Raw genomic sequence first — 26,890 nt, 5'->3', positions numbered from 1 at the left:
TGCTGATCTACCCCGAGCTCGGCGGGGACGAGCGCGCCGGCTCCTACATCGAACACGCCGACGCGCCGCTGCTGTCGGTGGCCGACATCGCCTTCTACCGCGACGTCCGTTCGGCCAGGCGCCAATCGCTTGACGATCCGACTTTTGCGCCGCTGCGCGACAAGGATTTCACCGGCCTGCCGCCGACGGTGATCGTCACCCCCGAATGCGACCCGTTGTCCTCGGATGGCGAGACCTACCGCGACCGCATTCTGGCCGCCGGCGGCAAGGCGTGGTGGCACGAAGAGCCGAGGCTGGTGCACAGCTTCCTGCGTGCCCGCACCACGGTGCCGGCGGCGGCGGAAGCGTTTGCGCGGATCGTGGCTGCGGTTGCAGCGCTGGGCAGGGGTGAGTGGCCGTATTGAACATAGCGAAGGCCCCCTCATCCGGCCGCTTCGCGGCCACCTTCTCCCCGCTGGGGAGAAGAGGGAAGCGCCGGCGCTGCAAGTCTCCTCTCCCCTCGGGGAGAGGTCAGCCGAGCGAAGCGGAGGCTGGGTGAGGGGGCGTCTCGCGTGAAGCGCCGGCATCCTCTTTTCAACAATGGAACATAGGAGGTCGAGTCCCGTCGTACCGACCCCCTCTGTCGCCTTCGGCGACATCTCCCCCTCAAGGAGGGAGATTCGCGCCGCGCCATCGTCCAACGCATACGCCAATCGCCGACTCCCCCCGCGGAACCCCGCACAATCACTGCGGAAAAGCGAACACTCCGCGGCGTCCCCCCGCTCTATCATTCCCCCTCAGGCAACGGCGCCCCGGCGGTCGCGTCCGCCCCCGCGCCTGTCGATCGGCCGGGGCGATTTTTCTGTGCATGCCATTGTCCCAAAACCGCTGGGCACTTTTGGGCGGCATGCATCAACAACAGGGGAACGACGATGAAATTCATGCTGACCGACCGCAAACTCCACCCGCAAGCCAAACCCGTGGCCGACGATTTCAAGGCCGGCGGCATCAACCGCCGCGAATATCTGGCGCTGATGGCCGGGCTCGGCGTCAGCGCCGCCGGGGCGCTGGCGCTGGGCGGACTTGGCACCATCCCTGCCCGCGCGGCGGAACCCAAGAAGGGCGGCGTCCTGCGCGTCGCCATGAACGTCAAGGGTTTCAAGGACCCGCGCACCTTCGACGGCGTCGAGATGTCCAACGTTGCCCGCCACTGCAACGAATATCTGGTGCGCTGGAACACCGACTTCTCCTTCGAGCCCTGGCTGCTCGAAAGCTGGGAGGCGAGCGACGACGCCAGGATGCTGACCCTGCATGTGCGCAAGGGCATCTCGTGGTCGAACGGCGATGCCTTCAACGCCGACGATGTCATCCACAACCTCACCCGCTGGTGCGATGCCTCGGTGCCCGGCAATTCGGTCGCCGCGCGCATGGGCGCGCTGGTCAATGCCGACACCAAGAAGGTGGTCGATGGCGGCATCGAAAAGGTCGATGACTTCACCATCAAGCTGAACCTGCCCAAGCCCGACATCTCGCTGATCGCCGGCATGGCCGACTATCCCGCACTGATCATGCACCGCTCCTATGAGGGCGACGGCGATCCCCTGAAGGCGCTGGCCATCACCACCGGTCCCTGCGAGCTGGTCAGCTGGGATGCCGAGACCGGTGCCGAGGTGAAGCGCAAAGACAAGCCCTGGTGGAAGGGCGAATTCTACTTGGACGGCATCAAATGGGTCGACTACGGCTCCGACCCCAACGCCATGCTCTCGGCCTTCGAATCCGGCGAGATCGACACCGACCACGAGACCGCTTCCGATGCCGTCTCGCAGACCGAGCAGATGGGGCTGATGAACTCCGAGATCGCCACCGGCTCGACCATCGTCGCCCGCTTCAATGTCGCCAACGCGCCCTATGACGACGTCAAGGTGCGCCGCGCCGCCCAGCTCGCCGTCGACAATGCCGCCGTGCTGGCGCTCGGTCTCGGCGGCCGCGGCAAGCCCGCCGAAAATCACCATGTCGGCCCCATGCACCCCGAATATGCCGATATCGGCCCGGCGAAGCGTGACGTCGAGCAGTCGAAGAAGCTGTTGGCCGAGGCCGGCAAATCAGACCACGAATTCGAGCTCATCTCCGTCGATGTCGAATGGCAAAAGAGCACCGGCGACGCCATCGGCGCGCAGATGCGCGAGGCCGGCCTCAAGATCAAGCGCACCGTGCTGCCGGCCGCCACCTTCTGGAACGACTGGAGCAAATACCCCTTCTCCTGCACCGAATGGCTCGGCCGCCCGCTCGGCGTCCAGGTGCTGGCGCTGGCGTATAAATCCGGCGCCGCCTGGAACGAAAGCGCCTACGCCAATCCCGAATTCGACACGCTGCTAGACAAGGCACTGGCGACACCCGACGCCAAGGCGCGCAAGGAGATCATGGGCAAGATCGAGCAGAATCTGCGCGACTCGGGCATCATCATCCAACCCTACTGGCGCTCGGTCTACCGGACCTGTCGCAAAGGCGTCGAAGGCTGCGAACAGCACCAGGCGCTGGAGCAGCACTTTGAGAAGGTGTGGATTGAGAGTTGAGAGGCGGTCCGCGCTAGCGGACGTAAAGCCAATTGCTTGGCTTTACGAGCCTCGAACGCTCTGAGCCTGCGAAGGGCCGGGCGACGGTGATGCGCCGGCATTTCTAACCTTCTCCCCTTGTGGGAGAAGGTGGATTGCCGCGCAGCGGCAAGACGGATGAGGGGTGTTCCAGCTTGGCGATACGCCAACAGTAAACGCCCTGAACCAGAGCAGAACCTTCACCGCCTCACTCCGTCACGCACCCCTCATCCGTCTCGGCGCTGCGCGCCGATCCACCTTCTCCCACAAGGGGAGAAGGTCAGAAGCGTCAGCGCCCCTTCAAGTGCAGGGCTAGCCGGTGGATCGCTGCGATCATCTGACGGGTTGAAAATGGCCGGCGCGAATGCCGGTGAGGCAGTTGCCTGAGCCCGCGCCGGCCACTGGCGAACCTGGGTCCGCCGCCCGGATTTTTTACCGTTCCGCCGATGCCCGATCAACCAGGCCGGACGTTTGGTACGGAAGCGAACAAAGGCTCACCGGGCCGGCTTCAGCAGCGTCCAGATCCAGCCGACAAAGGTCAGCACCAGGAACGGATAGCCGGCGGCGGGCAGCGGCGCCGAGGTCGGCAGCAAGGGCGCGCCCCAGAGGATCATGCAAGCCGAGACGACAAACAGCGCGGCGGCCACGAGCGCGGTGAGGCGCATCCACAGGGCGAATGTCTTCGGCGCGCTGACCATGACCAGTGCGGCCGCCCAAAGCGAGATGCCGCCGACATAGGACGGCACGCTGGCCTCAAGCCCCGCCGCATTGCCGGCCATCAACAGGGTCTCGCCGGCCAGGAAGGTCAGGAAGCCGGCCGCTATGCAATCATTGCCCAGCCGCTGGTGTTTCATCGTCAGCAGCGCGGTGGCGACCACGAGAGCCACGCCGTCGATCGTCCAGAGCGTTTCGCGCAGCGGCGCGCTGGCGACGAAGGTGCCGGCCAGCCCGAAGGCGCCGCCGCAAGGCCGACCGCGGCGGTGGTGTCTGATGTGGTGCGCATTTGAGGGGAGAGAATACCCCGAGGTGGGTCTGCCCTCCCGAACACAACAGTCGCGCTTCTCAGAGCCACGCAATCGGAGAAATGGCCATTTCGTGGCCCCATCGCCGCGTTCGCGCAGGATATGATGCCATCCCGACTCACACTTCAATTTAACCTGATATCAATCGTCTTTTCGTCGCTCGTGGAAAACGCCCCGACTGCATATGCTTCGTCTTCCAAGATCGGCTCGATCATCGCAGTCGCGTAGATTATCTGATGCTCTACCTTACTTTCCTTCGAGATACGGAGGATTTGCAGTTGGAAGTTTTGGCTGCGGATTGCCTCCACCCCCATGTTTTCGTGAGTATCAATCATGCAGAAGCGGGGATGGCGAAAGAACTCCGTCTTAGTTGCTGCAGCAAGGAATCCCAGGTAGAAGCTGCTTTTCAAAATCGCTCTGGAGCTAGCCGAGAAGTAATTCTCCCCGTCTACAGCGATCTTGTTTTGCCCAAACGTAAAGCTGATAGTTTCAGGGTCCTCAAATATATCTTGCCGCCTCAAATCGTTGCGTAGAAGCTCCTTAACCTCGTTAGAGATACGAGTATAGGCGATGGATAGTCTATTCTGCTGTTGAGCGCGAAGTGCATCATTGTAGGATTTTAGCCCAGCGATAGCACCTTCCAGCTCCTCGCGCCGACTCGAAAGCTCTCGTATAGTTTCAACCAATTTGGCCTTCTGATCTAAATCTTCGACCTGTCTCTCCAAGTATCCGGCTCGTCGGTGCAATTCTCCGATACGGTCTCGTAATGTAGTCGATGGCAATCGTTGCACCGAAGCAAGATGTTGGGACGCCTGTTGCCAATCTTCTTCGAGTCGCCGCAGTGAAATATCCAATCGGGTTAGGCGCTCACTTCGCTTCCTTTGAAGTTCCTCCGATTGGTTGATCTGGAGGCTGGTGTCAAGAATCAGACCGGAAATGCGTACTTGGGTCTGTTCGGAGTCAAATGGCGTTTTGCACAAATGGCAAGAATGTGGAGCAGGCTCATCCTCCAAAGGCGCGTAGCAGGCTGGACACCACTGAAAACTGACCTCTCCGATATTTTCGACCACATTCTCAGAGTCCTTCAGGGCCTCGATCTTGTTCCGGAGGCTAACAATGAAAGCATCGGAATCAGCGATCGTAAGCGTGAGGGCGTCACGCTCTTGACGGGTCCGCACGAGGCTCGACTGAATCTCTTGGACCCGCCTGTAAGCGGTTTCTTGCGAGTCCAGTGTGAATTGGTCCTTTGCATCGCTGGAAAAAAGTGCGGCCTCAGATTGTTCGATCGCAGTCTGAACCGCAGCCCGGTCCTTCTCCAGGTTATGTCTCTGAGCCTGAATCCATTCGGTAGTTAATCCCTGGTCCGGCCCTCCTACTCTGCCCAATATCGTAAATAGCGAGTGTAGCTGCCCAATTACCTTGTCCAGCTCTTTGCTATACTCCTTTATTTTTTGCTCGTTATCGTAAAGATCGCTATCGTATGCGCCACAAAGGAGTCGTCCTACCGTATCTCGCAAATTTGCTTGATCAAATCTTTCGAAACGAAAGATGTCCTCTATTGGGCTTAGCTGGTCAGCGTACAGCAATCTAAGTATCTGATGCATAGTTATGTTGCCGGACAGATCGCTTGATACCTCCGGAATTCCCAGGAGGCCAAATATTGCTTGCGAAAAGCTCTCGCGATTGCTCGTACCTCTATATGGATAGCGTATCCAGTCGGATCGGGCAGCCCCTGTCGCCATCTCGTATGGGCCACCAAAAACTTCCATTGGCTGCTGCCCGGTCGACTCGGAAATCTCTCTGCTAAGGGTCACTATGCGCCCGTTTATACGCGCCTCAACGACAACTCTCGTGCAAAGGCGAGCCACTGCGCTCCAATCGGCGAGTTCTCCCCCGAGTCCATAGAAGATGAAATTTAAAACAGTCGATTTTCCGGAGGAATTATCACCACGGACGACATTAACGCCCTCATGGAACTGTTCGTTGTAAACAACGAGATGACCCCGCTCGACCACAACACGCGTCACTATCAGCGTAGGCTCATACCGCATCATATCGATGCTCCAACAGGCCAGTTCTCGCCTTCAGCCCGTTATCCCCTTGCAGAGGATAGTCCGATGCCAGAGTGGCCAAGAAATCCATGAGGTCGGACTGAGATTCGTTGATCTCGGCTACTCGTTCCGCGAGACTCCGAGGAATTGTGGACCCTGTGGCTCTAACTTCCTTTTGCGCAAGCGCATCGACACTCACCAAAGACTTGGCGGCAAGGGTTTGAATGGCCGCTGCTTGCATAGGGCGCATACGTTCGAATACCAACCTGGCATCGGGTAGCTCGCCATAAGGTTTAGTAAAAGCATATCGGTCTGATAGCTTTTTGAACTTCTGATGCTGGGCTGTCAGCCGAATGTCCCGAACTTTGTGAGGGAACAAAAGGTAGAAATCCAGAATCCGCAACTTATCGTAGGCCAGCGCCTCCGAAGGGCCGAGCACATTTCGTAGACGTAAAAACCTAAAAACCGCATGAAAAGCGTCAAAAGCAGGCTGAAAGGAGAGCTGAGTCATTTATGCCAACGGACGAAACATTGTTCTGCCAGCCAGTAAATCATCCCCATTGCGGTGTTATGATCTACCTCCAGGACGCTTGCACCGCAGTCCTCAACAGTTGGAATCACAATTAGCTCATTCATGAACTTGTTTATTTCCACCACGCCACATGTAGAAATTTGTGGGAGGATTATATCATTAAACTGCCGTTCAGCTCTCGCCAACAGATATACGATTATCTGTTGAGCAGAATAATAATGAGACCAGCGCTCTAGAAGTTTGACGAACATTTCCTTCATTTCGATGGCATCAGAGTAGGAATCCTCTCGGCCACTCACGCTCAACTTTGCGCGTAGTCCCCGAACACCGTCGTGCGATCGTTGAGAATAGAACCGTTTGAGTCTGTCGATGGTGTCTCTGGCTACTTGATTTCTTTCAATTTCAAGCTCAAGCTTTTGTAACAGCTTTTCGATCGCGCTTACGCGGTTTGCGGCGATGTTCTTGTAAGTATGGTTGATGTCGCGAGCCGCCATGTCGCGACCCGCGCTGGCTCCCGACTGATCGACTGTGGTTGAATTTGCCGTCACGCTACGCGCCTTTATCGACACGTTACTTCGTGATCGTCTTGTCACGTCCTACTAAGTCGCCACCAGCGGTAGCGCCACCCTGATTAACGGCGTTTCCACCAGGGCCTGCTCGATTTTTGATAATTTGAAATGTTATGAGCGAACCAGCGCCCAGACCTACTAGAAAGCTAATTATTTCAGAAATGTAGTCTGCAATTGCTGCCATGAATCACCCCCGAGCCACGGCCAGTTTAGCACCCTTTTTCTATTTTGAAACTACTTAAGGACCTAGTCCCCCATCTTCAAGGCCTGGATAAACGCCTCCTGCGGAATGTCCACCTTCCCGAACTGCCGCATCCGCTTCTTGCCTTCTTTCTGCTTGTCCAGCAGCTTGCGTTTGCGCGAGACGTCGCCGCCGTAGCATTTGGCGGTGACGTCCTTGCGCAGCGCCGAGATGGTTTCTCGGGCGATGACCTTGCCGCCTATTGCCGCCTGGATCGGGATCTTGAACAGATGGTTCGGGATCAGCTCCTTGAGCTTCTCGCACATCTGCCTTCCGCGCTTTTCCGCCGCCGTGCGGTGCACCAGCATGGACAGCGCGTCGACCGGCTCCTCATTGACCAGGATCGACATCTTCACCAGGTCGCCCTCGCGGTAGTCGGTCAGGTGATAGTCGAAGGAGGCGTAGCCCTTGGAGATCGACTTCAGCCGGTCGTAGAAATCGAAGACGACCTCGTTGAGCGGCAGATCGTAGATCAGCATGGCGCGCTTGCCGACATAGGACAGGTCGGCCTGGATGCCGCGCCGGTCCTGGCAGAGTTTCAATATGCCGCCGAGATAGTCGTCGGGGGTCAATATGGTGGCGCGGATCCACGGCTCCTCGATCGCCGAGATCTTGACCACGTCGGGCATGTCGGCCGGGTTGTGCAGTTCCTTCATCGAGCCGTCGGTCAGAGCCAGCCGGTAGACGACGCTGGGTGCCGTGGCGATCAGGTCGAGGTTGAACTCGCGCTCCAGCCGCTCCTGGATGATTTCGAGATGTAAGAGGCCAAGGAAGCCGCAGCGATAGCCGAAGCCGAGCGCGGCGCTGGTTTCCATTTCAAAAGAGAAGCTGGCGTCGTTGAGGCGCAATTTGCCGACTGCGGCGCGCAGATCCTCGAAATCGGCGGCGTCGACCGGGAACAGGCCGCAGAACACCACAGGCTGCGCCGGCTTGAAGCCGGGCAGCGCCTTGGCGGTGGCGCGCTTGTCCTCGGTGATGGTGTCGCCGACGCGCGTGTCGGCCACTTCCTTGATCGAGCCGGTGAAGAAGCCGAATTCGCCGGGGCCGAGCTCGTCGACATTGATGCGCGCCGGTGTGAACACGCCGGTGCGCTCGACCAGATATTTGGCGCCGGTGCCCATCATGCGGATGGTCTGGCCCTTCTTCAGCACGCCGTCGATGACGCGCACCAGCACGATGACGCCGAGATAGGCGTCGTACCAGCTGTCGACCAGCATCGCCTTCAGGGGTGCCGTGGCGTCGCCTTCGCGCGGCGGCGGCAATTGGTGGACGATGGCCTCCAGGACATCCGGAATGCCGAGGCCGGTCTTGGCCGAGATCAGCACGGCGTTGGAGGCGTCGATGCCGATCACCTCCTCGACCTGCTCGCGGATGCGCTCGGGCTCGGCGGCCGGCAGGTCGACCTTGTTCAGCACCACGACGATCTCGTGGTTGTTGTCGATCGCCTGGTAGACATTGGCCAGCGTCTGCGCCTCGACGCCCTGGGAGGCATCGACGACCAGCAGCGAGCCCTCGCAGGCGGCCAGCGACCGCGACACTTCATAGGCGAAGTCGACATGTCCGGGCGTGTCGATCAAATTGAGGATATAGTCCTCGCCATTGTTGGCGCGGTATTTCAGCCGCACCGTCTGCGCCTTGATGGTGATGCCGCGCTCGCGCTCGATGTCCATCGAGTCCAGCACCTGCTCCTTCATGTCGCGCAGCTCCAGCCCGCCGGTCAGCTGGATCAGCCTGTCGGCAAGCGTGGATTTGCCATGGTCGATATGGGCGACGATGGAGAAATTGCGGATGTGGTCGAGGGGCGTGCTCATGGCGCGCGTTTAGCAGGGGTGGCTTGCCCGAGCAAGCTGTGCGCCTTTGCCGGAGCAGGCAGCACGGGCACCTGTCGCTTTTTTCGCGCTTTTCGCGAAAAATCTATAAATTTTAACCAAGCCCGTTAGAGCATAATTTGCGAACGGGATGTTAGCGGAGGGAAATATCTGATGTAAGGACGAAGGCATGCGGGGGCTTGCAGGCAGTTTTATCGAGTCGCGGAGCGGCTCGTTCGCACCGATACTCATTCTTGCCATGATACCGTTGATCACCGCGATCGGCTTTTCCGTCGACTACACCTCCGCTGTCCAGACCAGGTCGACCGAGCAGGCGGCACTCGACGCCGCGATCCTGTCGATCACCACGATGGATACGGCCTCGACGAAGCCGCAGCGCCAGGTGATGCTCCAGGATACCTACAGAGAAAACGGCGGGCGGGGCGCAGCGACCCTGAACAGCTTCGACGTCAGCGCCAACGGCACCGCCACCGCGCAGGCCTCGGCAAGTTTCGCCATGCCGACCGTGTTCATGCAGATCGCCAGGATTCCCACGGTAACGGTCGGCGTCGCGTCGGCGGTGAGCAAGACGCCGGCGCTGGTCGAAGCTACGTTCAATGTCGATCACGTTTCGGGCTACTGGAACAAGACCATGACTCTGTACGGCCTTCCCTACGGTTGGACCTCCACGACCACGCCGACGGCCATGATGAAGGCCAACTACAACTACAAAGCGTATAGTTATTCCTATACGAGCGGTGGTAAGACCTATACCGCTGCCGAGCCGAAAGGTTACGGGACGACAACTATTACCACGGGACCAACCGATACGCTGGTTCAGACCCAACTGTGCACGACAGTAGGATCAACAACCGATTTCACGGCCACTGCGGGAGTTTACAAAAGCACCGCGGTGGCAAAAAGCGGAAAAACGAACGGCTCCACCGTCTATTTCAAGACGACGTGCGCGACCACGAATTCCGCCGGAAACAGCAGTGGCGCAACAATCAACGTGAGCACGATGGACAAGCTCTATCTGCAGATGGATGTGCCGTCCGGGCCGGTCAACCCGCTCAGGTCGAACAATACAGACACGTCGAACCGGCTCTACCTCGGCGCCGGGTACAGCACCGCGGCACAAAAGGCCCTGAACCCTTCCAAATACCTCCCCGTCGAGGTTGCCAGCAACACGGTCGTCGACATCTTCGCCGTGGTGCCCTGCAGCGAGACCAGCGATCAGGCATGGGAAGACGGCGGCAACAATCCTCCACTGCCAGACGTTACGAACGCCGACTTCTTCTACAGCGTGATGGGCAAGTGCGACTTCAACAAGCGACCGTCCGACACACTGCTGACGCAGTAGATGCTGCTCCTCTTGCCTTCTCCCCTTGCGGGAGAAGGTGGATCGGCGCGTAGCGCCGAGACGGATGAGGGGTGCTGGACGGAGCGCAATAGCTGGCTAATCTAAGCCATGCCGCATCAACCTGTCCCGCCAGCCAAACGAAGCTTCGCCCGTTCGCTCCGGCGTGTAATGACGGAAGCGGAAGACCGGCTGTGGCATGAACTGCGCGACCGCAGGCTCGACCGGATAAAATTTCGGCGCCAGGTTCCCATTGGAAAGTACATTGCCGATTTCGTCTGCTTCGAAGCACGCTTGGTCGTCGAGATCGATGGCAGCCAGCATGCGGAGTTGGAGTCTGACAGCGTCCGCAAAACTCACCTGGAAGAGAAAGGCTTTCGCATTCTGCGCTTTTGGAACGATGACGTTCTGAAAGACATGAACGCCGTTAGCGATACCATCATCGCCTATGTACGGGATACCAGCCTACAGCCTTGGCGGTAGGGGCGCGTTCTTCCCTTCTCCCACAGGGGGAGAAGGGAAGAACGCCTGCGGCCCGATCACAAACCGGTGAGCGCTGTAACGAAGGCGCCGACAGCGGCGAAGTGGGGATATCTGCGGTGCTTCCAGGCGCCGCCGCCCACGGAGCAAGCCGATGTCGCGATCCTGTACGTTCATCAAAGTGTCCAGCCTCTCGGCGATTGCGCTGGCAGCGTCGCTCGGTGCGGCGGCGGCCCAGCCGCTCAGCGTGGTCGAGCTGTTCACCAGCCAGGGCTGCTCGTCCTGCCCGCCGGCCAATGCCAATCTGATCAAGGTCAAGGACCAGCCCGGCGTGCTGGCGCTGTCGTTCAACGTCACCTACTGGGACTATCTCGGCTGGAAGGATATCTTCGGAAAACAGGAATTCACCCGGCGCCAGGTCAGTTATGAGCCGGCGCTCGGTCATGACGGGCCGTTCACGCCGCAAGTGGTGGTCAACGGCCATGCCGATGTCGTCGGTGCCGCACCCGGCGAAATCGAAAAGCTGATTGCGGCGAGCGGCCGGACAAGCGGCCCGGCATTGTCACTCGATGGCGGCAGGATCAGCATCGGCGCCGGCGCCGCACCTGGCGGCCACGCCGATGTCTGGCTGGTGCGCTATGCCAAGGGCGTGGTCGAGGTGCCGGTTTCGCGCGGCGAAAACACCGGCCGCACCTTGCCGCACGCCAATGTCGTGCATGCGCTCGAAAAACTCGGCAGCTGGACCGGCGCGGCCGCGACATATCCTCTGCCCGCCGCGTCCGGCGGCCTGAGCACCGCCGTGCTCGTGCAGTCGCCCGGTGGCGGACCGATCCTGGCTGCCGCGACCGACTAGATCGCGCTTCGACAAGAAATTGCGCAACGCCGCATGGAGCGGCGCCGCATAGCACGGCCGCCAAGAGGGCGCGCCTTCAACGCCAACCCCAAGGAGATCATCATGACCACTTCCCGCCTGACGCTGCCGGCGCTCGCTCTCGCTCTGTGCTCGACGGCGCTGTTTGCCGGCGGCATCGCCCGTGCCGACGACGCGACCAATGCGATGAAGCCGGCTGCAAATGCCATGAAACCGGCCGCGGATGCGATGAAGCCGGCCGCAGACGCCATGAAACCTGCAACGGATGCGATGAAGCCTGCCGACCCGATGGCCACCAATTCCATGAAGCCGGCGGCTGACGCCATGAAGCCGGCAACGGATGCGATGGCTCCGGCCAAGTAAAGGCGGTGCTGTTTCCGGCTTCGGTCCCGCGGGTCCGAAGCCGGATGCACGTGAAAGTGAGGCTTCGGCCGCAACTCGCCCGTCGCATGATCGTATCTTATCCAATAGACTCCACATGATGGACGTCACAGGAGCTCAAGCCATGACCGACATTCAAAAACCAGTCATCAGACAATCGTCGAACGTCTTCCGCAGCGCGCTCGCCGCTCTTGCGCTGGCCGCCGCGGGCGCCGCCTTCTGGCTGACGCCGGCGGTTTCGGCCGAGGACGCGGTGAAGATCCCGCCGCCGGCGCTCGACGAGAAGGCGGCCACCGGCACTGAAAAGGCAGTCTTCGCCGGCGGTTGTTTCTGGGGCGTGCAGGGCGTGTTCCAGCACGTCAAGGGCGTCACCAAGGCCGTCTCCGGCTACACCGGCGGCGACAAGGACACCGCCGTCTACGAGACGGTCGGCTCAGGCCGCACCGGGCATGCCGAATCCGTCGAGATCACCTACGATCCGTCGAAGGTGACCTACGGCCAGCTGCTGCAGGTCTATTTCTCGGTCGCCCACAACCCGACCCAGCTGAATTTCCAGGGTCCGGACTCCGGCACGCAGTACCGCTCGACGATCTTCGCCGAAAACGATGCCCAAAAGAAGATCGCGCAAAGCTACATCGCCCAGCTCGACCAGGCCAAGGTGTTCCCGGAGCCGATCGTCACCACGCTGGAAACCGGCAAGACCTTCTATCCGGCCGAGAATTATCATCAGGACTTCCTGACGCTGAACCCGACCTATCCCTACATCGTCTACAACGACCTGCCCAAGGTGGCGAACCTGAAGGCCCTGTTCCCGGCGCTCTATAGCGAGAAGCCGGTGCTGGTGCTGTCGGCGAGCAACTAAGAATGCCCAATCTCCCCCTCGCGGGGGGAGATTTGCGCACTCAGCCGCCCCGCCCCTGCCGGCTACATGGCCTTCATCGCGTCACACGACACAGTCGGGTTCATGTCGGCGAAGGTGCCGGCCGGGTTCTTCTTCCAGGCCCAGACATGCAGTTCATAGAACGGGCCTAGACCGTAGCGGTTGGGCGCGCTGTCGAAATTGAACAGCTGCCCTTCCAGCGAAGCCGGACCTTTCGAGGTGATGTACTCGACGGCCACCAGCCTCAGCTTGCCGTTTGCCATCGGCTCGTACATCACCGCCTCGGGCTTGGCGAGTTCGACCGCATCGTCCTTCAGATAACCGGCATTGACATAGTGGATGCCCATGGCGCCGCCGGTGATGCCGCTGGCGCAAGGGATCGGCGCATAGCCCTCGGCCGTCGCCATCGCCACGTTCTCGAAGCGGCTGTTGGCTGCCCGCACCTTCTCGTCCAGCGCGCCAGCGTTGTGAGCATTGGCCGCCGTGGCCGCGATCGACAGGTTGATGAGGTGTTTGGTCCACAGATGGATGTTCATGTTCTCTCCTCCTTGTTGATGGCGCGCGGGAGCCGCCGCTCCCGCTGCGACGTCGGATCTCGGCTGCACGCATCATTGGTACCGGGTGAAGTCCCAGTAGTGCGGCAGACCCTCGAGCTCCGGCAGGCCGATGTCGCGTCTCAGATAATCGTCCTGCGGAGGCAATCGACGCCGACTCTTGCGCAATGGCGCGAACAGCAGCGAGGCCAGCCGCCAGAAAGCCCGGCCCGGTAACGGGTCTCGTCCGACGGGTCTCGACGCCGCCGACGGCCCGCTGAACGATTCGTCAGGCACGCTGCCGTCGCCGCGAAGGGCAGTTTGATACTCATCGATCGGGTCAACGGTAAAAGTAAGGGTCAAGAACCCGCACCTCCGTGATCTTGTCGACAGGCAGCGCGTTTTTCTGGGCCGTGCTGCGGATCGCTTCCGGCGAAGGCGCGTCATAGATGCAGAAGCTCTGCTTCTTGTCGGGCGAGACGAAGGACTGCACCCAAGTCACGCCTTTCTCCGCGTTGCGCATGATGACGCCGCCCAGCGCATCGGCGCCGGCCTCGTTCACCGGCACGCTGAGGCCGTTGGGAAATGTACGTTCAACCACATAGCGAGGCATATCAGGTTCCTTTTTACTGTTTCACGCCCGGTTTTGAGCGCGGAGGACATTGATCACGCTCGCCAGGGGCGCGCATCGGAACCTTTCCCTATGTTTCGTGGGACGATTCCCCATGTTAACGGCGTTCACTGCTGGAGCCACAAAGCCGATACCGGGCCGCGCTATCCTGCCTGACGAAAGCGGGGTGCGGCGGCGACCCGGATCACGAAAAGCGGATGATCATGCTTCTGGAACGGCAGACACAGCTGGAGCAGCTGGACGGACTTCTCGCCGAAGCCGCGCGTGGTCGCGGCAGCGTGGTGGCGTTGTCGGGCGAGGCCGGCGCCGGCAAGACCGCACTGGTCGAGGCCTTCGTCGCCGGCGCGGCCAAGGCTACGCGCATCTTGCGCAGCGCCTGCGAGGACCTGTCGATCCCCGATCCGCTCGGACCGCTCTATGACCTCGCCCGCGAGGCGCAATGGGCGATGCCGCAGGCGATCGACGCCAGGCAGGGTCAGCGGCTGCCACTGTTCTCCGGTGCCCTCGACGTGTTCGAGACAAGGACCCAGCCGACGCTTCTGGTAATCGAGGATCTGCATTGGGCGGACGACGCGACGCTCGATTTCGTCCGCTTTCTTGGCCGGCGCATCGCCAACACCCACATCCTGGTCCTGTTGACGGCGCGCACCGACCGCAGCGAAGGACAGGCGCGTGTGCGCCGGGCGCTGGGTGAAATTCCGTCGGGCAACGTTGCCCGTATCGACGTGCCGCTGTTGAGCGAGGCGGCCGTCCTGTCGCTCGCCAGCGCTGCCGGCCGAGATGGCGACGCCATCTACCGGGTCACCGCCGGCAATGCCTTCTTCGTCACCGAGCTCCTGTGTGCCGACAATGAGATGACGCCACCGGCCAGCGTGCGGGACGCCGTTGTGGCGCGGGCCGAACGGCTGTCCGCCGGTGCCCGCTCGATGCTGGACGCGGTGTCGGTGTTTCCCAGGCGGGCCGATGCTTGGGCTCTGCAGGGCCTGTGCGGCGTCGCCAGCGCCGGACAGCTGGCGGAATGTGTGTCGAATGGGCTGCTCGACGATCTGGGCGATGGCTATGCCTTCCGCCATGAAATCGCACGCCGCGCCATCGAGATGATGCTGACGACAAGTTACAGGAGACTGTTCAACCAGCGCGCGCTGTCGGCGCTGCTTGAAAACGGCGGCGTCGCCACCGCACGCCTGGTCCATCACGCCGTGGAAGCGCACAATTTCGAGGCGGTGCGCGAATTCGCGCCGATCGCCGCGCGCGAGGCTTCGCGTGTCGGCGCCCATCGCGACGCCGCCGGCTACTATGAGGTCGCCTTGCGGCAGGCCGACACCTTGCCCGTGGAAGAACGCGCCGGACTTTACGAGCAGTATGCCTTCGAGTGTCACTTGATCGCCCGCATTGACGAGGCCATCAAGGCGCAGGAACAAGCCCGCGCGTTGCAAAAGGCGCTTGGCAACACGCTGAAGGAAGGCGACAGCCTCAGGTGGCTATCGCGCTTCGCCTATCTGTTGGGCGACCGCCCGGCAGCCGACCTGTTCGGCGCCCAGGCGGTCGCGTTGCTGGAGGCAGTTCCCGCCAGTGCCGAACTTGCCATGGCCTATTCGAACCTTTCGCAGCTGGCGATGCTGGCCGAGAGGCTCGACGAGACCCTGTCGCTGGGCGGCAGGGCGATCGAGCTTGCCGAGCAGCTGGACCGGCAGGATGTCGTTTGTCACGCGCTCAACAATGTCGGCGCCGCCGAGCAGTGGCTGGATCTGGCCAGCAGCCGGCTGCATCTCGCCCGCAGCCTTGAAATCGCGCTGGAGCAGAATTTTCAGGAGCACGCCGCGCGTGCCTTCACCAATTGCGCCTGTGGCGAGATCAACCAATTGGGCTACAGCCAGGCTCAATCCTTCCTTGATCGCGGCATCGACTATTGCGTCGAGAACGATCTGGCGACTTGGCGTGACTATATGCGTGGGGTTCGGGCACAGTTGTTGTTGCGTCAGGGATACTGGAACGAAGCCGCCGCCGAGGCTCTGGATGTCATAAGCAATGACCAGGCGACGGCGCTGGTCCGCTATCCCGCTTTGGTGGCCCTGGTGAAACTGCGTCTTCGGCGCGGAGATCCTTCGGCCGAGCCACTGCTGGCGGAAATGAATCGGTTCCTGGAAAGGGGAGCCGAATTGCAGCGGCTGTTGCCGTACGCCGCCATCGTCGCCGAGCAGGCATGGCTCGGCGAGGCGGAAATCGCCGAGGCGCTGCGGCTGATCGACCTTGCCGAGACCCTGTCGCCGACGCGGGCTATGTTTGCCGAACTGGCCAGCTGGCGCCAGATCCTCTCCGCCGGTAGCGACGCGGGGGATACGGCCGGCATGGCCGCGCCGTACCGAATGCTCCTGGCTGGCGACTGGCAAGGGGCGGCCGCGGTCTGGGCGGATCTCAACGCACCTTATGAACGTGCGCTCGCGCTCGCCCAGGGCGATGAGCCGGCGCAGCGTGCGGCACTCGAGATATTCGAGACCCTTGGAGCCAAGCCGGTTGCGAGCCATGTGCGCGAAATCATGCGGCGCAACGGCGTCATTCGCATCGCCCGGGGGCCGCGCCAGACCACGCGCGCCAACAGCGCCGGCCTGACCCAACGCCAGATGGAAGTGCTGCAACTGATCGAGCGCGGCTTCTCCAACAAGCGGATCGCAGAGCATCTGACCATTTCACCAAAAACCGTCGATCACCATGTCTCCGCGGTTCTGGGTAAGCTGGATGCCATCTCGCGTGGCGAGGCCACAGCTGCCGCGCGCGATTCCGGGCTGATCTGAAAGCAGCCCTTCCTGAGAAAGCCCATGGCGCTTTGCGTCAAAGAGATGGAGCGGATCAATCGTAGGTCAGGTCGGTCGCCTTGCCGCCGAACACCCGGTAGGCATAGAAGGAATAGAAGATGATGATCGGCAGCACCACCACGGTGCCGGCCAGGATGATGGCCAGGCTTTCCGGTGCCGAGGCTGCCTGCCAGATGGTCAGGCGATCCGGCACCACGAACGGGTAGAACGACCAGGCGAGGCCGGCAAAGCCAAGCGCGAAGATGGCCGCCAGCGTCAGGAACGGCGTCAGTGAATGGCGGTCGTCGGGCTTCGGCAGATGGAAGGTCTGCCGCCACAGCCACAGAAACAGCAGCGCCGACAGGATCGGCAGCGGCGACAGATAAAGCATCTCCGGCCAGACGAACCATTTGTCGAAGATGCGCGGGCTGGCGAAGGGCGTCGCCAGCGACACCGCGGCCATGCCGAGTGCGGTCAGCACCAGCGTCGTGCGCAGCCAGCGCACCGCCTTCTTCTGCAGCTCGCCTTCGGTCTTGTAGATCACCCAGGCGGCACCCATCGCCGCGTAGGCGGCGGCAAGGCAGAACGCCACCAGCACGCCGAACGCCATGCCGCCGAGGCCGACATCGAGGCCGAGCACATAGACACCCAGCATGTAGCCCTGCGCCAGTGAGGCGATGAGCGAACCCAGGAAGAAAATACGGTTCCAGCGATGCTTCCGGCCAGCTGGCACCTTGGCGCGGAAATCGAAGGCAACGCCGCGCAGGATCAGCCCGAGCAAAAGCACGAAGACCGGAATGTAGAGCGCCGTCAGGATGACGCCATGCGCCAGCGGGAAGGCGACCAGCAGCAGGCCGACGGCCAGCACCAGCCAGGTTTCGTTGGCGTCCCAGAACGGGCCGATCGCGGCAATCATCGTATCCTGTTCGGCGTCTTCGGCGGCGGCGAACAGGATGCCGATGCCGAGATCGAAACCGTCGAGAATGACGTAGATCAGGATGGCGAGGCCCATCAGGCCGGCGAAGATGAGGGGAAGCGCGGTTGGCCAGTCGAAGCTCATCTTCTTCTCCTACTCGCCAGCCGCCGGCTGTGACATGGCGGCGTTCATGACGCCCGGCAGCGGCGATGAATCGCCGTCCTTCGCCGCCTTCAGCGCCAGGTGCACCAGCACGCCGAGATAGGCGATCAGCAAAAGCACATAGAGAACGAGGTAGGTCGCCAGCGTCAGCGCGACATGGCTGCCCGCCACCGGGCCGACCGCGTCTGCCGTTTTCAGCACGCCCGTCACCAGCCAGGGCTGGCGGCCGATTTCGGTGGTGTACCAGCCGGCCAGCGTCGCCAGCCAGCCCGACAGCGCCATCGGTACCATCAGCATGGCGAGCGGCTTCGGCAGGCTGTGCCGGCGCTTGAGGAAGAAGGCCGCCGACCATGAGACGAGCAGCATCGATATGCCTGTGCCGACCATCACGCGGAAACCCCAGAACACCGGAAAGACCGGCGGATGGTTGCCGGGATAATCGTTCAGTCCCGGCACGACACCGCTGGTCGAGTGCCGCAGCACCAGGCTGGCGCCGTCGGGAATGGCGATCTCGAATTTGTTTTCCTTCGCGGCCTCGTCGGGCAGGGCGAAGAGCACCAGCGGCACATTGGGGCCGGTGTTCCAGTTGGCCTCCATGGCGGCGATCTTCTGCGGCTGGTGCTCCAGCGTGTTCAGCCCATGCTGGTCCCCGGCGAAGATCTGAATCGGGATCAGGATCGCGGCCGTGAAGACGCCGGTGCGCAGCGCCTTCCACATCGATTCCGAACGGTCGCCGGTGAGATAGCGCAGCGCCGACAGGCCAGCGACCAGGAACGACACCGTCAGCCCGGACGCCAGCAGCATGTGGGTCAGCCTGTAGGGCATCGACGGGTTGAAGATGATTGCCCACCAGTCGACCGCATGCGCCACGCCGTCGCGCATCTCGAAGCCGGCCGGCGTCTGCATCCAGGAATTGAGCGCGATGATCCAGAACGCCGAGACGGTGGTGCCGCCGGCGACAAGCACCGTCGCCAGTGTGTGGATGCGGTTGGAAACGCGGCGGAAGCCGAACAGCATGATGCCGAGGAAGGCCGCTTCGAGGAAGAAGGCGGTGAGAATCTCGTAGGCCAGCAGCGGCCCGGCGATGTTGCCGACCTTTTCCATGTAGCCCGGCCAGTTGGTGCCGAACTGGAAGCTCATGGTGACGCCCGAAACCACGCCCATGGCAAAGGACAGCGCGAACACCTTCACCCAGGTGAAATAGGCGCGCATCCAGGCGGAATCGTTGGTCGCGTTGTAGCGCAGCTTGAAGAACAGCAGCACCCAACCCAGCGCAATGGTGATCGTCGGAAATAGAATGTGGAATGAAATATTCGCGCCGAACTGGATACGCGAAAGTATGAGCGGGTCCATGATGGGCTCCGGCTGCTGCAAATACTCGCGAAGAATAGGCCCGAAGCGAGTTCAGGTCAAAGCGGCGTCCTGCCGCGAGGCTGAACGCCACAGGACAATTTTGCCGGTTGCATGCCGCGCAACTCCGGGCCTGTGCGCCGCACCTGCAATGGCCGGCCGGCAACGATTGTCGAGAACTGTCAGCAGGGCATTGACTTGCGGTTGCAAGCACCGACATTCGGCCTATATCAGGGGACCTCTTCAAGCAGCCGTTTTCATCCATGCCTTCCATCCTGTCCATTTCCGGGGTCTCCAAGACCTACGCCACCGGTTTTACCGCGCTCAAGGAAGTCAATCTCGACATTCAGCGCGGCGAAATCTTCGCGCTGCTTGGGCCCAATGGCGCCGGCAAGACGACGCTGATCTCGATCGTCTGCGGCATCGTCAACCGCTCGTCGGGCACCGTCACCGTCGACGGCCACGACATCAACAAGGATTATCGCGCCGCGCGCGGTCTGATCGGGCTTGTGCCGCAGGAACTGACCATCGATGCCTTCGAGAGCGTCTGGGCGACGGTCAATTACAGCCGTGGCCTGTTCGGCAAGCCGGCCAACCACGGCTTTGTCGAGAAGGTGCTGCGCGATCTCTCACTGTGGGACAAGAAGGATGCCAAGGCGATCACCCTGTCGGGCGGCATGAAGCGCCGGCTGATGATCGCCAAGGCGCTGTCGCATGAGCCGCGCATCCTGTTCCTCGACGAGCCGACCGCCGGCGTCGACGTCGAGCTGCGCCAGGACATGTGGGCGATGGTGCGCCGGCTGCGCGAGGACGGCGTCACCATCATCCTCACCACGCACTATATCGAGGAAGCCGAAGCGATGGCCGACCGCGTCGGCGTCATCAACCGCGGCGAGATCATCCTGGTCGAGAACAAGGCCGAACTGATGCGCAAGCTCGGCCGCAAGCGGCTGGTGCTGGAACTGCGCAATCCGCTGACGGCCATTCCCGAGGCGCTCTCGCGCTATGCGCTGGAATTGTCGCCCGATGGCGGGCAGCTGACCTACACCTATGACAACCAGGCCGAGCGGCCCGGCGTCGCCTCGTTGATGCGCGATCTCGAGGCCGGCGGCATCCAGTTCCGCGATATCGACACGCAAAACTCTTCGCTCGAGGAGATCTTCGTCAATCTGGTGAGGAGGGAGCCATGAACCTTCGCGCAGTATGGGCGATCTACCGGATGGAAATGGCACGTGCTTTCCGCACCGTGCTGCAGAGCATCGTCTCGCCGGTCATCTCGACGTCGCTGTATTTCGTCGTCTTCGGCTCGGCCATCGGCTCGCGCATCACCGAGATCGACGGCATCAGCTACGGCGCCTTCATCGTGCCGGGTCTGATCATGCTGTCGCTGTTGACGCAGTCGATCTCCAACGCCTCCTTTGCCATCTATTTCCCGAAATTCGTCGGCTCGATCTACGAGCTTCTGTCGGCGCCGGTCTCCTATCTGGAGATCGTCATCGCCTATGTCGGCGGTGCCGCGACCAAGTCGATCATCCTCGGCCTGATCATCCTGGCCACCGCCTCGCTGTTCGTGCCGCTCACCATCCTGCATCCGTTCTGGATGCTCGCCTTCCTGGTGCTGACGGCGGTGACCTTCAGCCTGTTCGGCTTCATCATCGGCATCTGGGCGAAGAGTTTCGAGCAGCTGCAACTGGTTCCGCTGCTGATCATCACGCCGCTGACCTTCCTCGGTGGCAGCTTCTATTCGATCAACATGCTGCCCGAGGTCTGGCGCACGATCACGCTGTTCAACCCGGTCGTCTATCTGATCAGCGGTTTCCGCTGGAGCTTCTACGGCAAGTCCGACGTCTCGGTCGGCGTCAGCCTCGGCATGACGGTCGTCTTCCTGCTGATCTGTATAACGATCGTCGCCTGGATCTTCAGGACAGGGTATCGGTTGAGGAATTGACGGCAGAACGCCGCCAGGTCTGTTGAGATTCAGGTCAGGCCGAGTCGAAAATGGCGGATTCCGAGAACCGGAGCGGAGCGTACTTTTCGTACGTGAGCACCGGAAGCGCAGGAAGCCGCCATTTGCAGGCCGGCCTCACCTGAATATCGATACATCTAGATCGCCTTGACCAGCCGCAGCAACCCCAGCATCTCGACATACGTCCCCTTGCGGAAAGCGATGTAGACCGGCTCCTCGACACCGTGGAAGCGGCGCTTGAAGGCCGCCTGGCCCTGCAGGTTGAACCTGCGGCGATTGACCCAGGGCGAATCGTAGGCGCGCTGGAAGGCATTGCGCCAGAAATCGCTTTCGGCAAAGCCGCTTGGCCCGATATCGAGCATCGGCGACAGGCCGAGCGTGACCACCGAGATGCCCTCTTCGCGAAAACGATCGACGGCGAATTTGGTCAGGCCGACCTCGGCATGCGGCGAAGCGTCGATATGCTTGCGCTTGAAGGCCGTCGTGTAGCCGATGACCTTTCCGTTGCGGCACAGCGGGTCGAAGTCGAGCAGAGCGACCAGTCCGCCGTCGGGACCGTGCAGGACGAAACGGCGCATGTCGGTGCCGAGATGGTCGGCAAAGTTGCGGTTGAGAAAGCCCATCTCCCAGCGCTTGACGATGCGGTCGCCGCGCCAGTTTTCCGAAAGCCGGGCAATTTCATCCAGAAAAATCGTGCGCTTGTCCTCGTCGAACGAAAAGCCTTTCTTCAGCAGCCAGCGCTCGGAGTAGCGCACGGTCTCGTTGCGCTTCCCGGAAAAATCATGCTCGGGCAGGGTGAGGCGGGTGTCGATGCCGAGGCGATTGACCTTGTAGCCAAGGCCGGCCAGCACGCGTGCGGTGTCCTCGCCGACCTGCACGAACCACGGGCTGCCGGCGGTCTCGACGAAGCGCTTGATGTAATCGGCCCGACGCGCCGGAGCCGCCACCGGGTCGCCGAGCGCGAAATGGTGCTTCATCTTGGTACCGAAGGCGATGTAGCCGTCGGCGTCGCCGAAATAGGAGAGCTTGCCTTGCACGGCGGTGGAATAGGCGAGCGAGAAGTCGCCATAGCGGCGCACCAGTGCCAGGCGTTCGACATGGGTCAGCGCCTGCCGCTCGACCTCGGGCGCGGCGGCCTCAAGGATCTTGTCGAAATAGAACCGCAAGGAGGGCATGGTCGAGATTCCGCGTGCCGCCTACAGCGCCGGCCGTCCAGGACGCGCCAAGGTGCTGTAACACTTTGATTCTGCGCATGACTCGAAAATCGGAGTCGATTTCGGGCATGCGCGTGGGGATAACCGAGACCCGCCAGCCACCCCGAGCCTCGAATCAATCACATTGCCGCGACCTGATTACCGTTGATATCGCGCATATGCCATATAGAGCGCAACCGCGGCCCGGCGTACGGAGCTAATTCGCATCGCTCGAAATTTCGGCCGCGGTTTGCTGCAGGGATCCTGCGCGGGATCAAACGGTTACAGCGTCCTGCCAGCCTGGCGTCGAACGGGATTCGAGTGAATGACTGATACGACAATCAGATCGGTTGTGGATCTGCCGGCCAAGGTCGAGCCGGCAATCGTCGTCGGCGCCGGTGCTGCCGGGCTGGCCGTCGCGCACGCCTTGATGAACGCCGGCGTGCCGACGGCGATCCTGGAAAAGGAAAGCCGGTTGGCTGAGCCATGGCACCGGCGGCACCAGCAATTGCATCTCAACACCCACCGCGATCTTTCTTCGCTGCCTGGTCTCCCCTATCCACCCGGCACCCCCGCCTTTCCGCACCGGACGGTCGTCATCCGCCACATGAATGATTTCAGGGAGGAAAACCGGCTGCCGGTGCAGTTTGGCGTCGCTGTCGAAGAGATTGCCTTCAAGGGCGATCACTGGGCGGTACGGACCAGCGCTGGCCTGCGGCTGGCCCGCAATGTCGTCGTCGCCACCGGCCGCGACAGGCAGCCGTTCATTCCCGAATGGAAAGGCATGAAGGATTTCGTCGGGCGCATCATCCATTCGGCGGATTTCGGTGACGCACAGGCCTATGCGGGCCAGAAAGTGCTGGTCGTCGGCGCTGGCAATTCGGGTTTCGATGCGCTCAATCATCTGGCCGGCATAGACACGGCCGCCATCTGGCTGTCGGCCCGCAGCGGTCCCGCCCTGCTGCCCAAGCGCATCGGCAAGATCGCCGTGCACCGGCTTTCGCCGTTCATGGCTCGCTTGCCGTTGCGGGTCGCCGACGCGGTGATGTCGGCGACGCAGCGCCTGGCTTTCGGCGACCTGACCAAATTCGGCCTGCCGCCCGCGCCTGCGGGCGGCGCCAGCCGCCTGACCTCGGATTACACCGCGATCGCCGCCGACGACGGCGCCGTCAGCGCCATAAAGGCCGGCAAGATCACCGTCGTACCTGGCATAAGGGAATTCACCCGTGACGGCGTGATCCTGGCCGATGGCAGCCTGATCTATCCTGACATCGTCATTGCCGCGACAGGCTACCGCACCGGGCTGGAGCCGATGGTCGGCAAGCTCGGCGTGCTCGACGCCAAGGGCGTTCCGCTCTTCAACGGCGGGCAAGCCGATCCGAAATTGCCCGGTCTGTGGTTCACCGGCATGCGGCCGAGCATTCGCGGCTGCTTCGCCAATGCCGGTATCCTGGCCAAGGCGATCGCCAAACGGATTGCAGGGTCGGCCTCGCACCAACCCGGCGCATCACGCTGATTTGGGTTCCAGCCGCCGGAAACCGACGGCCTCCATCAGCATGTCCTCTTCCTCCATGCCGGCATTGTGCAGGGCGAGCAGGTTAAGCGCGATTTCCCGCGCGTCGGCGGAATCGGGATGTGCCTCGCGCCGCCGGCAGGCCTCGTCGAACACGCGCTGCAGCTTGGCGATATCGGCTGGCTTGAGCAAGCCACGGTCATAGACGGACTTCGACATGGCGATCTCCTGATAAAGACCTAGGGCGCCATGTTTAAATTGCCAATCTTTCCCGAGGCTTGACCGACTTCACCCCATGCCGCGACTTCAAAGGGCGGCAGCGGTGCAAATCTGCTCCGCTGCTGCGCCCCATGCTGGAGGGCAATCAGACCGCGATCTTGCCGCCGCCCTGTCTGGTGATGGCGACCACCGACGGCCGCACCGGCATGTCGGGCTTGAAGTCGGGCCAGCGCGTCGACAGATCCTCATAGTAGGACGGGCGGCCGAACGCTTCCCAGTCCTCGCCGCCATCGCCCGGATGCTGGACGGCGACGAAGGCGGTCTGGTCGTCGGGCGCAAACAGCGGACCGCACATTTCGGCGCCGATCGGCACGCGGAAGAACAGTTTCGAGGTCGCCCGCGCCACCCCTTCCGTGTCCACCGCCCACAGACCATCCGTGCGGCCGGTGGCTTTCGGGCCCTGGCCGTCGGTCGCGACCCAGAGACGCCCGGCCGAATCGACCGCGCAATTGTCGGGCATGCCGAACCAGCCATTGGCCGTCGTTGCCGTCGAGAAGGTGGCGCCGACATCGGCAACCGCCGGATCACCGCATTTCAGCAGCACTTCCCACTTGCCCTTGGCGGCGGTGAAATCACCGCCGTCCTCGGCGATCTCGATGATGTGGCCAAAGGCGTTTTCGGCGCGGGGGTTGGCGGCGTCTACCTGGTCGGCCTTGCGCTTCGAATTGTTGGTCAGCATGACATAGACCTTGCCGTTGATGGCATTGGGCTGGATGTCTTCGGGGCGGTCCATCTTGGTGGCACCGAGCAGGTCGGCGGCGCGGCGCGTCTCGATCAGCACGTCGGCCTGGCCAGTGAAACCGTTTTCAGCCGTCAGCGGTCCCTGGCCGAAGACGATCGGCAGCCATTCGACCGTGCCATCTTCGGCGAACCTGGCGACATGCAGCGTGCCATCATCGAGCAGGTCCCTGTTGGCGGCATGATCGTTCGGATCGAACGCGGCCTTGGTCACGAACTTGTAGACATAGTCGAAGCGCTCGTCGTCACCGAGATAGAAGACGACGCGGCCGTCCCTGGCGACAATCGATTCGGCGCCCTCATGCTTGAAGCGGCCCATGGCCGTGCGCTTCCTCGGCGTCGAGGTCGGGTCGTTGACATCGACCTCGACGATCCAGCCGAAGCGGTTGGCCTCATTGGGCTCCTTGGCGAGGTCGAAACGTTCGTAATGCGCCGCCCATTCATAGGCGCCTTCGGGAATGCCGAGACGCTTGTAGTTCGCGGCTTCCTTGTGGCCTTCCGGCAACTCGCCGGAGAAATAGCCATGGATGTTCTCCTCGGCCATCACATAGGTGCCCCAGGGCGTGACGCCGCCGGCGCAATTGTTGAACGTGCCGAACACCTTGGTGCCGGACGGATCGGCATTGGTCTTGACGCGGTCATGGCCGGCAACCGGACCGGCCAGCGCCATTTCGGTGTTGGAGGTGATGCGGCGATTGAGCTTGCCGTCGCGCACCACCTGCCATTTGCCTGATGTCTTGCGGATCTCGACGATGGTGCCGCCGTGAGCTGCCATCTCGACATCGACCTGCTCCTTCGAGAGGGGTGCGACTTCGGCCGACTTCTTGCCGTCCTTCTCGACGATTTTCACGATGCCCGGGAACATCAGATGCGGATTGGTGTATTCGTGGTTGACCACCAGCAGGCCATGTTCGGCCGAGCCGTCGATGGGGATGTAGCCGACATAATCGTTGTTGTAGCCGAACTGTTTCGCCTGGGCCTCGGCCGACTGTTTCGTCGGGTCGAAGTCGGGCGAATCGGCAAACAGCGGATCGCCCCAGCGCAGCAGTACATCGGCATCGTAACCCGGCGCGACGTGGTGCTTGTCGTCGATGCCGGCCTCGAGTTCGTCGAACGTGAAGGCCGAGCCTTCAGCGGCCCGGGCCTCGTCGGCGCTGATCAGCGCCAGCGGGCTGACGGTGGCGGCGATGGCCGAGACAGCCAGCGAACCCTTGAGGAAGCCGCGGCGCGAGAACCGCGCGGCGATGATCTCGCCCATGGTGCGGTTGTCGGAAGCGTTGATGGCCGGGCCGTCGTTTTCCTCGAGCAGGCTGGTGCGGAATCGGGTGTCGGGGGAGCGAAGGTCAGTCATGGCTTGCCTCTGGCTGTTGGATTGGCTGGAGCGTGGGTACCTGTTTGACCCCCTTATAATCGCCGGATCACATTTTCGTGACATCGGGAGACCTTTCAGACGCGACAGGCATTGCGCGCAGCGCTGGCTAAGCATTCCCGCAGACCGGAACTGCTCCAGAATCGCCGGTTCGAGATGAAAGGAGACCTTAGGCGGCATCTTGGCCGCGCATCCTGCGACGGCGGACGACATCAGTCGTTTGCAAAAAACAGATCAACGGGCAACTGCACCCTCGACAAGTCACCTCCGCCGCCCCCGGCGGAGGTGACTTGATGTTCGGCGTCTGCGGTCGTCAGGCATCGGGAAAGCCAGTCTCCCGTTTAGCGATGGCGGTCACGGCGCCGTTCATGCGAAGCTAATGTAGCATATACTTGGGACTTTAGTCCAACCTTGCGCTTGCAATGGTCCTGGTTGACAACCGCAACGGTCGGAGGTCGCTTCCGGGCGCCGCGTCTTTCGGCAATGTTGGTTGCACTGCAACGTTGGGGTGGGGCGCGCCGGGCTCAGTCGTCGGAGATCAGAATGCACAGATCGGTCACGACCCGTTGTTGCCGGCTGGCGCTCAAATCGGCAGCGGCGCTGGTGTTGACGATTGCGCCCTATCAAATTGTCCTGGACGGCTCCGTTTCCGGCATCCACACCGTCAGCGCATACGCCAAGGG

At 61.9% G+C, this 26,890-nt stretch carries 24 protein-coding genes; 11 read left to right on the top strand and 13 right to left on the bottom strand.

The window, feature by feature from the left end:
- Positions 1–404: alpha/beta hydrolase (locus EOA22_RS01605; protein WP_164755177.1), on the top strand; the 404-nt coding region annotated here is incomplete at its 5' end.
- 507 nt (positions 405–911) lie between these two features.
- On the top strand, positions 912–2,552 hold the full coding sequence (locus tag EOA22_RS01600) for an ABC transporter substrate-binding protein (protein WP_063169619.1): 1,641 nt from the start codon (positions 912–914) through the stop codon (positions 2,550–2,552).
- A 512-nt stretch (positions 2,553–3,064) separates the two neighbouring features.
- On the opposite strand, the gene EOA22_RS37580 is transcribed toward EOA22_RS01600, so the two are convergent.
- The 5 genes from EOA22_RS37580 to lepA form a co-directional block, all read right to left on the bottom strand.
- Positions 3,065–3,457, bottom strand: a complete 393-nt coding sequence (locus EOA22_RS37580) for a hypothetical protein (protein WP_244514249.1) — start codon at positions 3,455–3,457, stop codon at positions 3,065–3,067.
- Positions 3,458–3,717: 260 nt separating this feature from the next.
- A complete protein-coding gene (locus tag EOA22_RS01585; protein WP_063169620.1) occupies positions 3,718–5,646 on the bottom strand; it encodes an AAA family ATPase in 1,929 nt (642 codons plus the stop codon).
- On the bottom strand, positions 5,633–6,154 hold the full coding sequence (locus EOA22_RS01580; protein WP_063169621.1) for an ABC-three component system middle component 5: 522 nt from the start codon (positions 6,152–6,154) through the stop codon (positions 5,633–5,635). Before EOA22_RS01580 ends, EOA22_RS01585 begins: the two co-directional genes overlap by 14 nt.
- Entirely contained in the window at positions 6,151–6,723 is a 573-nt protein-coding gene (locus EOA22_RS01575; RefSeq protein WP_063170410.1) for an ABC-three component system protein, read from the bottom strand. The genes EOA22_RS01580 and EOA22_RS01575 overlap by 4 nt, the downstream gene beginning before the upstream one ends.
- Before the next feature lie 267 nt (positions 6,724–6,990).
- Positions 6,991–8,796, bottom strand: a complete 1,806-nt coding sequence (gene lepA / locus EOA22_RS01565; RefSeq protein WP_063169622.1) for a translation elongation factor 4 — start codon at positions 8,794–8,796, stop codon at positions 6,991–6,993.
- A gap of 187 nt (positions 8,797–8,983) precedes the next feature.
- Here lepA and EOA22_RS01560 point away from each other — a divergent pair, with 187 nt between their 5' ends.
- The 5 genes from EOA22_RS01560 (at position 8,984) to msrA (ending at position 12,747) form a co-directional block, all read left to right on the top strand.
- Positions 8,984–10,156, top strand: coding sequence for a pilus assembly protein TadG-related protein (locus tag EOA22_RS01560; protein WP_063169623.1), 1,173 nt, complete (start codon positions 8,984–8,986; stop codon positions 10,154–10,156).
- Between the two features lie 168 nt (positions 10,157–10,324).
- On the top strand, positions 10,325–10,636 hold the full coding sequence (locus tag EOA22_RS01555) for an endonuclease domain-containing protein (RefSeq protein WP_244514250.1): 312 nt from the start codon (positions 10,325–10,327) through the stop codon (positions 10,634–10,636).
- 151 nt (positions 10,637–10,787) lie between these two features.
- Positions 10,788–11,486 carry a DUF1223 domain-containing protein gene (locus tag EOA22_RS01550; protein WP_063169625.1) on the top strand — a complete coding sequence of 233 codons (699 nt, stop codon included), beginning with the start codon at positions 10,788–10,790 and terminating at the stop codon, positions 11,484–11,486.
- Between the two features lie 102 nt (positions 11,487–11,588).
- Positions 11,589–11,867, top strand: a complete 279-nt coding sequence (locus EOA22_RS01545; RefSeq protein WP_027162827.1) for a hypothetical protein — start codon at positions 11,589–11,591, stop codon at positions 11,865–11,867.
- Between the two features lie 142 nt (positions 11,868–12,009).
- The gene (gene msrA, locus EOA22_RS01540) at positions 12,010–12,747 is read left to right on the top strand and encodes a peptide-methionine (S)-S-oxide reductase MsrA (RefSeq protein WP_063169626.1); all 738 of its coding nucleotides are present in this window, start codon (positions 12,010–12,012) and stop codon (positions 12,745–12,747) included.
- 62 nt (positions 12,748–12,809) lie between these two features.
- Here msrA and EOA22_RS01535 read toward each other — a convergent pair whose 3' ends face one another.
- The 3 genes from EOA22_RS01535 to EOA22_RS01525 all read right to left on the bottom strand — a co-directional run bounded on the left by EOA22_RS01535 (position 12,810) and on the right by EOA22_RS01525 (position 13,911).
- Positions 12,810–13,301 carry a hypothetical protein gene (locus EOA22_RS01535; RefSeq protein ID WP_063169627.1) on the bottom strand — a complete coding sequence of 164 codons (492 nt, stop codon included), beginning with the start codon at positions 13,299–13,301 and terminating at the stop codon, positions 12,810–12,812.
- A gap of 72 nt (positions 13,302–13,373) precedes the next feature.
- Complete coding sequence (locus EOA22_RS01530; RefSeq protein ID WP_013528686.1) at positions 13,374–13,661, bottom strand: hypothetical protein; 288 nt, start codon at positions 13,659–13,661, stop codon at positions 13,374–13,376.
- The gene (locus EOA22_RS01525) at positions 13,639–13,911 is read right to left on the bottom strand and encodes a DUF4242 domain-containing protein (RefSeq protein ID WP_063169628.1); all 273 of its coding nucleotides are present in this window, start codon (positions 13,909–13,911) and stop codon (positions 13,639–13,641) included. Before EOA22_RS01525 ends, EOA22_RS01530 begins: the two co-directional genes overlap by 23 nt.
- Before the next feature lie 221 nt (positions 13,912–14,132).
- Between EOA22_RS01525 and EOA22_RS01520 the strand changes: the two genes are divergently transcribed.
- Positions 14,133–16,721, top strand: coding sequence for an AAA family ATPase (locus EOA22_RS01520; RefSeq protein WP_063170411.1), 2,589 nt, complete (start codon positions 14,133–14,135; stop codon positions 16,719–16,721).
- Between the two features lie 55 nt (positions 16,722–16,776).
- Here EOA22_RS01520 and EOA22_RS01515 read toward each other — a convergent pair whose 3' ends face one another.
- Both EOA22_RS01515 and EOA22_RS01510 read right to left on the bottom strand, forming a co-directional pair.
- Positions 16,777–17,781 (bottom strand): cytochrome d ubiquinol oxidase subunit II, encoded by a 1,005-nt coding sequence (locus EOA22_RS01515; protein ID WP_013528683.1) that lies wholly within the window; start codon positions 17,779–17,781, stop codon positions 16,777–16,779.
- A 9-nt stretch (positions 17,782–17,790) separates the two neighbouring features.
- Positions 17,791–19,152, bottom strand: coding sequence for a cytochrome ubiquinol oxidase subunit I (locus EOA22_RS01510; protein ID WP_063169629.1), 1,362 nt, complete (start codon positions 19,150–19,152; stop codon positions 17,791–17,793).
- A gap of 260 nt (positions 19,153–19,412) precedes the next feature.
- On the opposite strand from EOA22_RS01510, the gene EOA22_RS01505 reads away from it, so the two are divergent.
- Both EOA22_RS01505 and EOA22_RS01500 read left to right on the top strand, forming a co-directional pair.
- Positions 19,413–20,339: an ABC transporter ATP-binding protein gene (locus EOA22_RS01505; protein ID WP_024502216.1), complete on the top strand. Its 927-nt coding sequence runs from the start codon at positions 19,413–19,415 to the stop codon at positions 20,337–20,339.
- On the top strand, positions 20,336–21,097 hold the full coding sequence (locus tag EOA22_RS01500; protein WP_013528680.1) for an ABC transporter permease: 762 nt from the start codon (positions 20,336–20,338) through the stop codon (positions 21,095–21,097). The genes EOA22_RS01505 and EOA22_RS01500 overlap by 4 nt, the downstream gene beginning before the upstream one ends.
- 155 nt (positions 21,098–21,252) lie before the next feature.
- Here the strand turns inward: EOA22_RS01500 and EOA22_RS01495 are convergent, their stop codons facing one another.
- Positions 21,253–22,290, bottom strand: coding sequence for a phosphatidylglycerol lysyltransferase domain-containing protein (locus EOA22_RS01495; protein ID WP_063169630.1), 1,038 nt, complete (start codon positions 22,288–22,290; stop codon positions 21,253–21,255).
- A gap of 343 nt (positions 22,291–22,633) precedes the next feature.
- Between EOA22_RS01495 and EOA22_RS01490 the strand changes: the two genes are divergently transcribed.
- Positions 22,634–23,824, top strand: a complete 1,191-nt coding sequence (locus EOA22_RS01490) for an NAD(P)/FAD-dependent oxidoreductase (RefSeq protein WP_027161242.1) — start codon at positions 22,634–22,636, stop codon at positions 23,822–23,824.
- Here the strand turns inward: EOA22_RS01490 and EOA22_RS01485 are convergent.
- Together EOA22_RS01485 and EOA22_RS01480 are read right to left on the bottom strand one after the other, a co-directional pair.
- Positions 23,816–24,040, bottom strand: a complete 225-nt coding sequence (locus EOA22_RS01485; RefSeq protein WP_024502214.1) for a hypothetical protein — start codon at positions 24,038–24,040, stop codon at positions 23,816–23,818. The genes EOA22_RS01490 and EOA22_RS01485 overlap by 9 nt on opposite strands.
- A gap of 145 nt (positions 24,041–24,185) precedes the next feature.
- Positions 24,186–26,189, bottom strand: a complete 2,004-nt coding sequence (locus EOA22_RS01480) for a PhoX family phosphatase (RefSeq protein WP_063169631.1) — start codon at positions 26,187–26,189, stop codon at positions 24,186–24,188.
- Between the last annotated feature and the right edge of the window lie 701 nt (positions 26,190–26,890).

The organism is Mesorhizobium sp. M7A.F.Ca.US.014.04.1.1 (assembly GCF_003998745.1).
Classification (GTDB): domain Bacteria; phylum Pseudomonadota; class Alphaproteobacteria; order Rhizobiales; family Rhizobiaceae; genus Mesorhizobium; species Mesorhizobium ciceri.
Note: the sequence above shows the minus strand (reverse complement) of the source record. Positions and strands in the feature narration are given on the sequence as shown.

Bases quoted from the DNA above. Each gene is read 5' to 3' on its own strand.
- EOA22_RS01600 (WP_063169619.1), top strand. From the start codon at position 912: ATGAAATTCATGCTGACCGACCGCAAACTCCACCCGCAAGCCAAACCC.
- EOA22_RS01585 (WP_063169620.1), bottom strand. From the start codon at position 5,646: ATGATGCGGTATGAGCCTACGCTGATAGTGACGCGTGTTGTGGTCGAG.
- EOA22_RS01580 (WP_063169621.1), bottom strand. From the start codon at position 6,154: ATGACTCAGCTCTCCTTTCAGCCTGCTTTTGACGCTTTTCATGCGGTT.
- lepA (WP_063169622.1), bottom strand. From the start codon at position 8,796: ATGAGCACGCCCCTCGACCACATCCGCAATTTCTCCATCGTCGCCCAT.
- EOA22_RS01560 (WP_063169623.1), top strand. From the start codon at position 8,984: ATGCGGGGGCTTGCAGGCAGTTTTATCGAGTCGCGGAGCGGCTCGTTC.
- EOA22_RS01555 (WP_244514250.1), top strand. From the start codon at position 10,325: ATGACGGAAGCGGAAGACCGGCTGTGGCATGAACTGCGCGACCGCAGG.
- EOA22_RS01550 (WP_063169625.1), top strand. From the start codon at position 10,788: ATGTCGCGATCCTGTACGTTCATCAAAGTGTCCAGCCTCTCGGCGATT.
- EOA22_RS01545 (WP_027162827.1), top strand. From the start codon at position 11,589: ATGACCACTTCCCGCCTGACGCTGCCGGCGCTCGCTCTCGCTCTGTGC.
- msrA (WP_063169626.1), top strand. From the start codon at position 12,010: ATGACCGACATTCAAAAACCAGTCATCAGACAATCGTCGAACGTCTTC.
- EOA22_RS01535 (WP_063169627.1), bottom strand. From the start codon at position 13,301: ATGAACATCCATCTGTGGACCAAACACCTCATCAACCTGTCGATCGCG.
- EOA22_RS01525 (WP_063169628.1), bottom strand. From the start codon at position 13,911: ATGCCTCGCTATGTGGTTGAACGTACATTTCCCAACGGCCTCAGCGTG.
- EOA22_RS01520 (WP_063170411.1), top strand. From the start codon at position 14,133: ATGCTTCTGGAACGGCAGACACAGCTGGAGCAGCTGGACGGACTTCTC.
- EOA22_RS01515 (WP_013528683.1), bottom strand. From the start codon at position 17,781: ATGAGCTTCGACTGGCCAACCGCGCTTCCCCTCATCTTCGCCGGCCTG.
- EOA22_RS01510 (WP_063169629.1), bottom strand. From the start codon at position 19,152: ATGGACCCGCTCATACTTTCGCGTATCCAGTTCGGCGCGAATATTTCA.
- EOA22_RS01505 (WP_024502216.1), top strand. From the start codon at position 19,413: ATGCCTTCCATCCTGTCCATTTCCGGGGTCTCCAAGACCTACGCCACC.
- EOA22_RS01500 (WP_013528680.1), top strand. From the start codon at position 20,336: ATGAACCTTCGCGCAGTATGGGCGATCTACCGGATGGAAATGGCACGT.
- EOA22_RS01495 (WP_063169630.1), bottom strand. From the start codon at position 22,290: ATGCCCTCCTTGCGGTTCTATTTCGACAAGATCCTTGAGGCCGCCGCG.
- EOA22_RS01490 (WP_027161242.1), top strand. From the start codon at position 22,634: ATGACTGATACGACAATCAGATCGGTTGTGGATCTGCCGGCCAAGGTC.
- EOA22_RS01485 (WP_024502214.1), bottom strand. From the start codon at position 24,040: ATGTCGAAGTCCGTCTATGACCGTGGCTTGCTCAAGCCAGCCGATATC.
- EOA22_RS01480 (WP_063169631.1), bottom strand. From the start codon at position 26,189: ATGACTGACCTTCGCTCCCCCGACACCCGATTCCGCACCAGCCTGCTC.